The organism is Streptomyces sp. URMC 129, from assembly GCF_051386415.1.
Lineage (GTDB): Bacteria > Actinomycetota > Actinomycetes > Streptomycetales > Streptomycetaceae > Streptomyces.
This window is the reverse complement of record NZ_JBPQTQ010000062.1, coordinates 24,576-32,852: the sequence shown is the minus strand read 5'-3', so window position 1 is coordinate 32,852 and position 8,277 is coordinate 24,576. Positions and strand designations below refer to the sequence as shown.

Below are 8,277 nucleotides of genomic sequence, written 5' to 3'. Positions count from 1 at the left end.
GGGCTCGGCGGGACAACGGCGGTCTCGCCAGGCGGATGCCTCGCCGGGCGTGGGGGGCCTCGACGGGCGCGGCGGCGGAAGGGTTCGACGCGCGGCGCGGCGCGGTGCGTCGTCGTCGCCGGAGGAGGAGGAGGAGGAAAGTGATCCGTTGGGGACGGGGGTGGAACCGGTCAGGTGGCGTTGCCGGAACGGGGCACCCGCGCCGAACGGCGGCCCGGGGCCCGGTGACTCGGTAGGTGACGGTCCGGGAGGCGAAGGCCCTCCCCGCGCGCCGGGTCGGCGTCGCTCATCGGCGCAACCTGGGTCATGTTCTGCCCTTTCCACGTGCGCTCTCCGCGGGTGACCGCGGGGAGGTGTCCACGACTCCTTCGACGACCCGATGGCGGCCCTGCCAGGACGTAGTCGGCACGGCGGTCCCTCGCACCGCGCCTTCGGGTATCACAACGCAATCCCGGGGACACGGACAGCAGCCATTGCTGCTTTTCAGACAAGATGCTGCGCTGTGTTTATTACTGCCATACAAACGCGAAATCGCAGGATGACTGATCGCCAGCGGGCGTGCACGCTCCCCGCGCACGCGCGGTCCACGACGACGGTGCCTGATACCCCCCGCCCAACATGTCTGGTTAGCGGCCGACAGAATCGTTCCTTCGGCAGAATTCGGCTCCCGATCGGATGAACCGCCTGCGCGCCCGGTTGACGCGTCGGCCGCTCGGCCCGGCCACCGACGCGTCGGCCCGTCTCCACGACGCGCACCCTGGGCGCGAACGCCACCGGCACGCCCTCCGAGGCTCCCCGCGAAGATCCGGGCCCCCCGCCAGGGGGGAAGAGGGACGGAAGACCGGCGAGCGGCCCGGATGGCGGCCCCCCTGAACCGGAACTAGCCTGACCTCATGGACGACAAGGACATCCTGAGCCGTGTCGGCGAGCTCGTGACCGAGGAGCGTGCCCTGCGCGAGCGGTCCGTCGGCCAGGGCCTCAAGGACGACGAACGGGCGCGCCTGAGGGATGTCGAGGTGAGTCTCGACCAGTGCTGGGACCTGCTCCGCCAGCGCCGCGCGCGCAGCGAGTTCGGCGGCAACCCGGACGAGGCGACCCTGCGTCCGGCCCGCGAGGTGGAGGAGTACGAGAGCTGAGGGACAAGGGGGCCGACGTCCCTCGTCAGAGGGAAAACGGGCCGTCGGCGTCATGATCCGGGGGGCTTCCGGACAAGGAGGGAGTGTCCGGTGCCCGACCCTCTGGAGTGCTCCATGCGTGACCGTCCCCTCACCGCCGTCGCCTTCGGTTTCGGGGCGACCCTCGCCCTGCTCGGCGGCGCCATGGCGCTCGGCGGGGGGACACCGGGCCCCGGGTCCCCCTCCCCCGCGGTCACCGAGGGGGACGGCATGGGGGTCCCGGGCCACGGCCGCGGCGAGGAGCCGGCCGCCGGCGCGGACCAGCCGCTCGGGTAGCCTGCTGAGCGCATCGCGCGGCTGCCCGACAGCACGGCAGCACGGCAGCGGCATCGCGCGGCTGCGCGACAGCACGGCATCGGGGCAGGCAGGGGGAACGGGTGGCTCACCAGCGGATCACGACCCGCAACGCCCGCTTCCAGCAGTGGCAGGCCCTGCTGACCAACCGCACCAAGCGGCACCGGGCGGGCGAGTTCCTGGTTCAGGGCGTGCGGCCGATCTCCCAGGCCGTCGAGCACGGCTGGCCGATCCGCACCCTGCTGTTCGACCCGAGCCGTTCCCTGACGCGCTGGGCGAGCGCCCTGCTGCGCGAGGTGCCGGCCGAGAAGATCGCCATGGCCCCGGAGTTGCTGGCCGAGCTGGGCGAGAAGGACGACGGCGCACCGGAGTTGGTGGCCGTGGCGGAGATGCCGCCCGACGACCTGGCCCGCATCCCGGTCCGGCACCGCCCCTCGGGCCGACCGGGCTTTCTCGGCGTCGTGTTCGACCGCCCGACGAGCCCGGGAAACATCGGCACGATCATCCGCTCCGCCGATTCCTTCGGCGCGCACGGCCTGGTGGTGACGGGCCACGCGGCCGATGTCTACGACCCCAAGTCGGTCCGGGCGAGCACCGGTTCGCTGTTCGCCCTGCCGGTGGTGCGGGTCCCGAGCCACCGGGAGGTCGCGGCCTGGCTGGCGGACGCCCGCGAGCGCGGCGCGCCGGTGACGGTGGTGGGCACGGACGAGTCCGGTGAGACGGATGTCGCGGCCTCCGACCTGACGGGCCCGGTGCTGCTGCTGATCGGCAACGAGACGACCGGTCTCAGCACGGCCTGGCGGGAGATGTGCGACACCCTGGTCCGCATCCCGATGGCGGGCTCGGCCAGTTCCCTCAACGCGGCGAGCGCGGCCACGGTCGTGCTGTACGAGGCGGCCCGCCAGCGGCTGACGGCCGCCACCGGGGCCGCCGCCGCGGGCGGCGGTGCCGCCGTCAGCAGCAGATGAACTGCCGCCCGGCCGGGTCCTGATGGAGCGGCCAGGGGAAGCCGAGGGGGCAGTGGTGGCCCTCGTGGGCGTGCCAGAAGCGGGCCTTGGGGGTGGCGCAGGAGGGGCACACCCACATCGGGGAGCGGCCCTGCACGGTGATGTCCGGCCACAGGGTCTTCCCGCACCGGTCACAGGGCGGGTGACCGGGTGCGGCGGCCGGGGACTTGACGAGGAGATTCTTGGGCACGGACGGCATCTTCCTTGCCCGGACGGCCCGTTGCCGCCCGGAACCGCCCACTTCCCTCGATCGGATGACGTCCCCGACCGGACGGCACGCCGGGCCCCCGGCGCCCGCCCCCGGCGCCCCGCGCCTCACTCCTCCTCGTCCGGTGCGTGTCTGAGCGAGGGCGGGGTGGCGCAGTCGGGGCACCAGTAGCCCTCACCGCCCTCGATGAAGATCCAGCCGAGTTCCTTGATGTAGGGCGTGGCGTGTCCGGCCTCGTGAAGCATGTGGCCGAACAGGTCCTGTTCCAGGTCCGGTGGCGGCTCGGCGATGACCATGTCGAACGTGATCCGCTCCTGGCAGCCGCGCCGGTCGCAGGCGAGAAAGAACCGTACCGGGCCCGGCGCCCTGCCGTCGGTCGTCAAGCTCATGCCACGCATCGTGGCCCAACGCTGTCGCTCCGTGCAATGGGAGGTCCCCGGCGGGACGGTTCCGGCGGGCGATTGACATGCAGCCGCGCGGCTGCCAGCCTGAAAGGCAGCCGGATGGCTGCATATTGGAGGTCGACCGGGATGGACGAGGTGTTCAGGGCGCTGGCCGACGCCAGCCGCCGCCGGCTGCTCGACAGCCTGAACGCGCGCGACGGACAGACGCTGCGCGAGCTGTGCGCCGGGCTGGACATGGCGCGGCAGTCGGTCAGCAAGCACCTGGCGGTGCTGGAGGCGGCGAACCTGGTGACCACCGTCCGCCGCGGCCGGGAGAAGCTGCACTACCTCAACGCCGTGCCGATCAACGCCATCGCCGACCGCTGGCTCAGCCGGTACGACCGGGCACGCGCGAGCGCGCTGGCGGACCTGAAGACGGCACTGGAACAAGGACCGATCGCACAAGAAGCGATCGCACAAGAACCGAGGGAACGAGGACCGATGGACAAGCCGGAATTCGTCTACACCACCTACATCAGGACCACCCCGGAGCGACTCTGGCAGGCGCTGACCGATCCGGCCTTCACCCGGCGGTACTGGGGGGCCACGTTCGCGTCGGACTGGACGGCCGGTTCCCCGATGACCTGGGAGCAGGACGGCGTGGTCATCGCGGACCCCGAGCAGGTGGTCCTCGCGTCCGAGCCGGGTCGGCTGCTGTCCTACACCTGGCACACATTCACCCCGGAGTTCGGCGAGAAGTTCGGCTTCTCCGCCGAGTCCCTCGCGCGGATGGCCGGCGAGCGGCGGTCGAGGGTGACGTTCGAGATCGAGCCGCTCGGGGAGACGGTCCGGCTCACCGTGACGCACGACGGCTTCGACCCCGGGAGCACCGTACTGGAGGGCATCAGCGGCGGCTGGCCCGCCATCCTGTCCAACCTCAAGACCCTGCTGGAGACCGGCGAGACCCTGCCCGAGCCCGCCGCTTAGGCGTCCTGCGCCTCCGGGTCCCGTCGGGGGCGGCCTTCAGCCCAGCTGCTCGGCCAGTCCGACGATGATGCCCTCGGGGCCGCGGACGCAGCAGAGCCGGTAGCGAACATGATGCGCCGCATGCCCAGCGTGTCCGTCGGCGCGTCCCTCGACTCAGGGCTGATCGCCTTCGGCGTGGGGAACTTCGCCGGCTCGACGCGGCCGTGGCCGTCCGGGGTCCGCGGCATCGCGATGTCCTGCCGGACGTCGTCGAGCCCGATGACGCGCTCCGCCCAACGCCCCTCGATCGGTGCCCCGCCCTCCAGCTCCATGCCGAGTTCGGCGAAGAACGAAACGGCAGCGTCACGGTCGTCGACAACGATGAGAACGTTGTCCATCCGCTGGATCGTCATACCGGGTCTCCCTCTCGACGCCCTCCGCCCATCTTCCGCGGTGGCACACCCGAGGTGCGGTGACACCGGACGCGCATAAAATCGAACGCGTGAGCGATCCACCGCCCGACCTGCCGCCCGACCTGCCGCGCCTGCGCACCCTGGCGACGTGGCTGGAGCTGCGGCTCCGGGAGGTCCGCGGGGCCATCGCCGAGGCGGAGCGGGCCGCGGCGGCGGAGCGGACCCGGCCGCGCTGGTGGGTGCAGTGGATGCGGACCCCGCCGGGCACGCCCCGGCGCGGAGTGCTGCACCGGGCCGGGTGCTGGTGTCCGGGCGAGCCGGACCTGCGGGCGGCGGACGTGCGGCAGGTGGTGGCGGAGCACGCCGGCCGTGTGGAGAGGTGCCTGGTGTGCCGGGCGGAGGTGCCGCCGACCGGGGGTGAGGGCCCCGCACCCCGTGGGTGACGGTGCGCCGCGGAGCGGCCGGGACGGGCGACCGGCCGTCGGCCGTCGACCGCCTCGCCCGGCGGCAGCGGCTCGCCGGGGACGCGGGGGGGCGCGGTGTACGGGAGGAGAGGCCACCGGCCCGCATCCCGCGCGAGCCCGGCCTCCCGCCGCAGCCCGGCCGCGTGCAGCGCCGTGCCCTGCCATGCCATGCCGTGGTGTGACACGGCATGGCGGCGACGCGGCGCAGGTCCGGTGGCGCGGGGCGGACACGGCCTACCGTTCTCCCATGCCCGGACTCCAGCTCCTCCGCCCCGACCACGCCCCGGCCCTGCTCGCGTTCGAGCGGGAGAACCGGGCCTACTTCGCCGCGTCGGTGCCCGACCGCGGCGATGCCTACTTCGCGGAGTTCGACGCGCGCCACGCCGCGCTGCTCGCCGAGCAGGCCACCGGGCGGTGCTTCTTCCACGTGGTGGTGGACGGTGACGGCGAGGTGCTGGGGCGGATCAACCTGATCGACGCGGCGGACGGCTCCGCCGAGTTGGGGTACCGGATCGCGCGACGGGCCGCCGGCCGGGGCCTGGCCACGCGCGCCGTGCGGGAGGTGTGTGCCCTCGCCGCCACGGCCTACGGCCTGACCGGGCTGCGCGCGGCGACGACCCTCGACAACGCCGGGTCCCGTGTCGTGCTGACCCGTACGGGGTTCACGCCCACCGGCGACATCGTGCTGTGCGGCCGACCCGGCACCCGTTACGTGCGCGACCTGGGCGACCTGGGCGACCTGCGCGACCCCGGGCACCACCCCGACCGAGAAGCCACAGACCGGCAAAGATCTGCCGCCCCCCGCGAGTGACCAGCTCGCGGGGGGCGGCAGCGGTGGCAGAGAGAACGCCGACTCGGTCGCTCGCCTGCCGTTCGCAGTGGCTGCGGGGGGGTCCGGCGCGTCAGCGGATGTGACGGCCGGTGATGGCGCGGGCGATCACCAGACGCTGGATCTCGCTCGTGCCCTCGAAGATCGTGTAGATCTTCGAGTCGCGGTACATGCGCTCCACCGGGTGCTCCCGGCTGTAACCGGCGCCGCCCAGGATCTGGATGGCCTTCTCCGTCGCGCTCACCGCCAGCTCACCGGCGCGGAGCTTGGACATCGAGCCCTCGCCCGCCGTGAACTGCTTCTCGTTGCGCGCCATCCACGCCGCGCGCCAGATCAGCAGCCGGACGGCGTCGATCTCGGTGCGCAGGTCCGCCAGGGTGAAGGCGATGGCCTGGTTCTCGACGATCGAGCGGCCGAACGCCTCGCGGCCCTGGGCGTACTCCAGCGCGTACTCGTAGGCGGCGCGGGCTATGCCGAGCGCCTGGGCGCCGACGGTCGGGCGGGAGACCTCGAAGGTGGCCATGGCCGCCTGGCCCTTGGCCGTGTTGCCCTCGCGGATCCGCGCCAGGCGCTCGTCCAGCTTCTCCTTGCCGCCGAGCAGGCACTCGCCGGGCACCCGCACGTCGTCCAGGAAGACGTCGGCCGTGTGCGAGGCGCGCAGGCCGAGCTTCTTGATCTTGCGGTTGCCGACCAGGCCGGGGGTGTTCGGCGGAACGATGAACGCGGCCTGGCCGCGCGCGCCCAGCTCGGGGTCGACGGAGGCGACGACGACGTGGATGTTGGCGATGCCGCCGTTGGTGATCCACGCCTTCTGGCCGCTGAGGACCCACTCGTCCTTGGCCTCGTCGTAACGGGCCCGGGTGCGCATGGCGGAGACGTCGGAGCCCGCCTGGGGCTCGGAGACGCAGAACGCCGCCACCTTCACGTCGTTCTCGTCGCCGAAGCACTGCGGGACCCACTCGGCCATCTGGTCGGGGGTGCCGGAGGCGAAGATGCCCGCGACGGCGAGGGAGGTGCCGAACAGGGCCATGCCGATACCGGCGTCGCCCCAGAACAGCTCCTCGTTAGCGATCTGGAGGGAGAGACCCGTCGGGTCACCGAACAGCTCGGCCAGGGACTCGAAGCCGTAGAGGCCGATCTTGGCCGCTTCCTGGATGACGGGCCAGGGAGTCTCCTCCCGCTCGTCCCACTCGGCGGCGGCGGGGCGGACGACATCGGCCGCGAAGCCGTGCACCCAGTCCCGCAGGTCCTGCTGGTCTTCAGTGAGGTCGAGAGAAAAGCCGCTCATGGATGGATACTCACGCCTTCGGGATGTCGAACAGCTTGGGGAGCGCGGAAGCCAGGCCGATGTCGCCCGCGACCTTCAGCTTGCGGGTCATGAACATCGCGACCGGGCTGCCGTTGCCGGACACCAGCTTCAGGAAGTCGGCGTCGGCGGCGGAGAGAGTGACGCGGGGGTCGGCGTCGGAACGGCCCTCGGTGACCTTGACCTGGCCATCGGCGATGGCGGTCTCCCAGGTCACGACCGGGTCGCCCAGCACCTCCCAGCGGATCAGGGCCTTCAGGGAGCCGGCGCCCTCGGGCTTGAACTGGCTCTCCATGCGGCCGAAGACCTCGGAGATGACCCGCTGCCGGACCTCGGGGTCGGCGGCCAGCTCCGCGATCTCCTTCTTGGAGAGCTTCTTGACGATCTGGGCGAACTCCTTCGGCGTGACGTTCGCGAAGTCCAGATCGCGGATGTTGGGGCTGTCGGCCATGTCGTGCCACCCACCTCACTGTGAGACTTACTCTGAAGTAGACTTACTGAAGAGTAAGATTACGCACTGCCTAGGTAGGCTGGCAAGAGTGAGCGACAAACGAAGACGGCGACTCCCGAGAAACGTCCGCGAACAGGAGATCATCGACGCCGCGCTCCACGTCTTCTCCAAGCGCGGCTACCACGCCGCGGTCGTGGACGAGATCGCTGAGCTGGCCGGCATCTCCAAGCCGATGGTGTACCTGTACCTCGGCTCGAAGGAAGGGCTCTTCGTCGCCTGCCTGCGACGCGAGTCACAGCGGCTGGCGGCGACGTTCAAGGAGGCCGCGCAGGCGGGGGGCGCCACTCCCGAGCAGCGGCTGTGGGCCGGGCTGAACGCGTTCTTCGCGTTCGTCACCGAACACCGGGACGCGTGGCTGGTGCTGCACCGGCAGGCGCCGGACCAGAGCGAGGTCATCTCCGCCGAACTGGCCGAGGCCCGGCGCTCGATCATGGCCGTGGTCGCCGGGCTGGTCGGGCAGGGCATCTCCGAGGGCGGCAGGCCCGGCCTCGGGGAGCAGGACGCCGACTTCGTCGCGCACGCCCTGGTGGGCGCGGCGGATTCGCTGACCGAGTGGATGGAGCGCCATCCGGGTCAGTCACCGGAGCGGATGACGATCGGCCTGATGAACATGATGTGGGTGGGGATGCGAAACGTGCTCACCGGGGAGGTGTGGACACCACCCCGGGAGACGTGAGCGGCTATCTCCTGGTTGGGCCCGGGCGTTGCGCCCGGGGTGACG

General features: G+C 71.9%; 11 protein-coding genes and 1 pseudogene. 7 read left to right on the top strand and 5 right to left on the bottom strand.

The annotated features are described in order from the left end of the window. The first annotated feature begins 893 nt into the window (after positions 1-893). From ACSNOC_RS14905 to ACSNOC_RS14895, 3 genes are all read left to right on the top strand, one after another. Complete coding sequence (locus ACSNOC_RS14905; RefSeq protein ID WP_436747898.1) at positions 894-1,136, top strand: DUF2630 family protein; 243 nt, start codon at positions 894-896, stop codon at positions 1,134-1,136. A gap of 114 nt (positions 1,137-1,250) precedes the next feature. Next, positions 1,251-1,451 (top strand): hypothetical protein, encoded by a 201-nt coding sequence (locus tag ACSNOC_RS14900; RefSeq protein WP_436747897.1) that lies wholly within the window; start codon positions 1,251-1,253, stop codon positions 1,449-1,451. 101 nt (positions 1,452-1,552) lie between these two features. Next, positions 1,553-2,437, top strand: coding sequence for a TrmH family RNA methyltransferase (locus tag ACSNOC_RS14895; RefSeq protein WP_436747896.1), 885 nt, complete (start codon positions 1,553-1,555; stop codon positions 2,435-2,437). Here ACSNOC_RS14895 and ACSNOC_RS14890 read toward each other — a convergent pair. Both ACSNOC_RS14890 and ACSNOC_RS14885 read right to left on the bottom strand, forming a co-directional pair. Next, positions 2,424-2,666 (bottom strand): hypothetical protein, encoded by a 243-nt coding sequence (locus tag ACSNOC_RS14890; protein ID WP_436747895.1) that lies wholly within the window; start codon positions 2,664-2,666, stop codon positions 2,424-2,426. The genes ACSNOC_RS14895 and ACSNOC_RS14890 overlap by 14 nt on opposite strands. A gap of 125 nt (positions 2,667-2,791) precedes the next feature. Continuing rightward, positions 2,792-3,073 carry a hypothetical protein gene (locus ACSNOC_RS14885; RefSeq protein WP_436747894.1) on the bottom strand — a complete coding sequence of 94 codons (282 nt, stop codon included), beginning with the start codon at positions 3,071-3,073 and terminating at the stop codon, positions 2,792-2,794. A 141-nt stretch (positions 3,074-3,214) separates the two neighbouring features. Here ACSNOC_RS14885 and ACSNOC_RS14880 point away from each other — a divergent pair, with 141 nt between their 5' ends. Then, complete coding sequence (locus ACSNOC_RS14880; protein WP_436747893.1) at positions 3,215-4,054, top strand: ArsR/SmtB family transcription factor; 840 nt, start codon at positions 3,215-3,217, stop codon at positions 4,052-4,054. A gap of 36 nt (positions 4,055-4,090) precedes the next feature. Here ACSNOC_RS14880 and ACSNOC_RS14875 read toward each other — a convergent pair. After that, a pseudogene (locus tag ACSNOC_RS14875) lies at positions 4,091-4,446 on the bottom strand (VOC family protein). 89 nt (positions 4,447-4,535) lie between these two features. Between ACSNOC_RS14875 and ACSNOC_RS14870 the strand changes: the two are divergent. Together ACSNOC_RS14870 and ACSNOC_RS14865 are read left to right on the top strand one after the other, a co-directional pair. Then, positions 4,536-4,889: a hypothetical protein gene (locus ACSNOC_RS14870; protein WP_436747892.1), complete on the top strand. Its 354-nt coding sequence runs from the start codon at positions 4,536-4,538 to the stop codon at positions 4,887-4,889. 268 nt (positions 4,890-5,157) lie between these two features. Next, a complete protein-coding gene (locus ACSNOC_RS14865) occupies positions 5,158-5,721 on the top strand; it encodes a GNAT family N-acetyltransferase (RefSeq protein WP_436747891.1) in 564 nt (187 codons plus the stop codon). A 91-nt stretch (positions 5,722-5,812) separates the two neighbouring features. On the opposite strand, the gene ACSNOC_RS14860 is transcribed toward ACSNOC_RS14865, so the two are convergent. Together ACSNOC_RS14860 and ACSNOC_RS14855 are read right to left on the bottom strand one after the other, a co-directional pair. Next, a complete protein-coding gene (locus ACSNOC_RS14860; RefSeq protein ID WP_436747890.1) occupies positions 5,813-7,027 on the bottom strand; it encodes an acyl-CoA dehydrogenase family protein in 1,215 nt (404 codons plus the stop codon). Between the two features lie 10 nt (positions 7,028-7,037). Beyond that, positions 7,038-7,496 carry an SCP2 sterol-binding domain-containing protein gene (locus ACSNOC_RS14855; RefSeq protein WP_436747889.1) on the bottom strand — a complete coding sequence of 153 codons (459 nt, stop codon included), beginning with the start codon at positions 7,494-7,496 and terminating at the stop codon, positions 7,038-7,040. 88 nt (positions 7,497-7,584) lie between these two features. On the opposite strand from ACSNOC_RS14855, the gene ACSNOC_RS14850 reads away from it, so the two are divergent. After that, complete coding sequence (locus ACSNOC_RS14850) at positions 7,585-8,232, top strand: TetR/AcrR family transcriptional regulator (protein ID WP_436747888.1); 648 nt, start codon at positions 7,585-7,587, stop codon at positions 8,230-8,232. Positions 8,233-8,277 lie beyond the last annotated feature (45 nt).

Excerpts from the sequence above, each read along its gene's own strand:
- ACSNOC_RS14900 (WP_436747897.1), top strand. The coding sequence starts at position 1,251 with ATGCGTGACCGTCCCCTCACCGCCGTCGCCTTCGGTTTCGGGGCGACC.
- ACSNOC_RS14880 (WP_436747893.1), top strand. The coding sequence starts at position 3,215 with ATGGACGAGGTGTTCAGGGCGCTGGCCGACGCCAGCCGCCGCCGGCTG.
- ACSNOC_RS14885 (WP_436747894.1), bottom strand. The coding sequence starts at position 3,073 with ATGAGCTTGACGACCGACGGCAGGGCGCCGGGCCCGGTACGGTTCTTT.
- ACSNOC_RS14860 (WP_436747890.1), bottom strand. The coding sequence starts at position 7,027 with ATGAGCGGCTTTTCTCTCGACCTCACTGAAGACCAGCAGGACCTGCGG.
- ACSNOC_RS14855 (WP_436747889.1), bottom strand. The coding sequence starts at position 7,496 with ATGGCCGACAGCCCCAACATCCGCGATCTGGACTTCGCGAACGTCACG.
- ACSNOC_RS14865 (WP_436747891.1), top strand. The coding sequence starts at position 5,158 with ATGCCCGGACTCCAGCTCCTCCGCCCCGACCACGCCCCGGCCCTGCTC.
- ACSNOC_RS14905 (WP_436747898.1), top strand. The coding sequence starts at position 894 with ATGGACGACAAGGACATCCTGAGCCGTGTCGGCGAGCTCGTGACCGAG.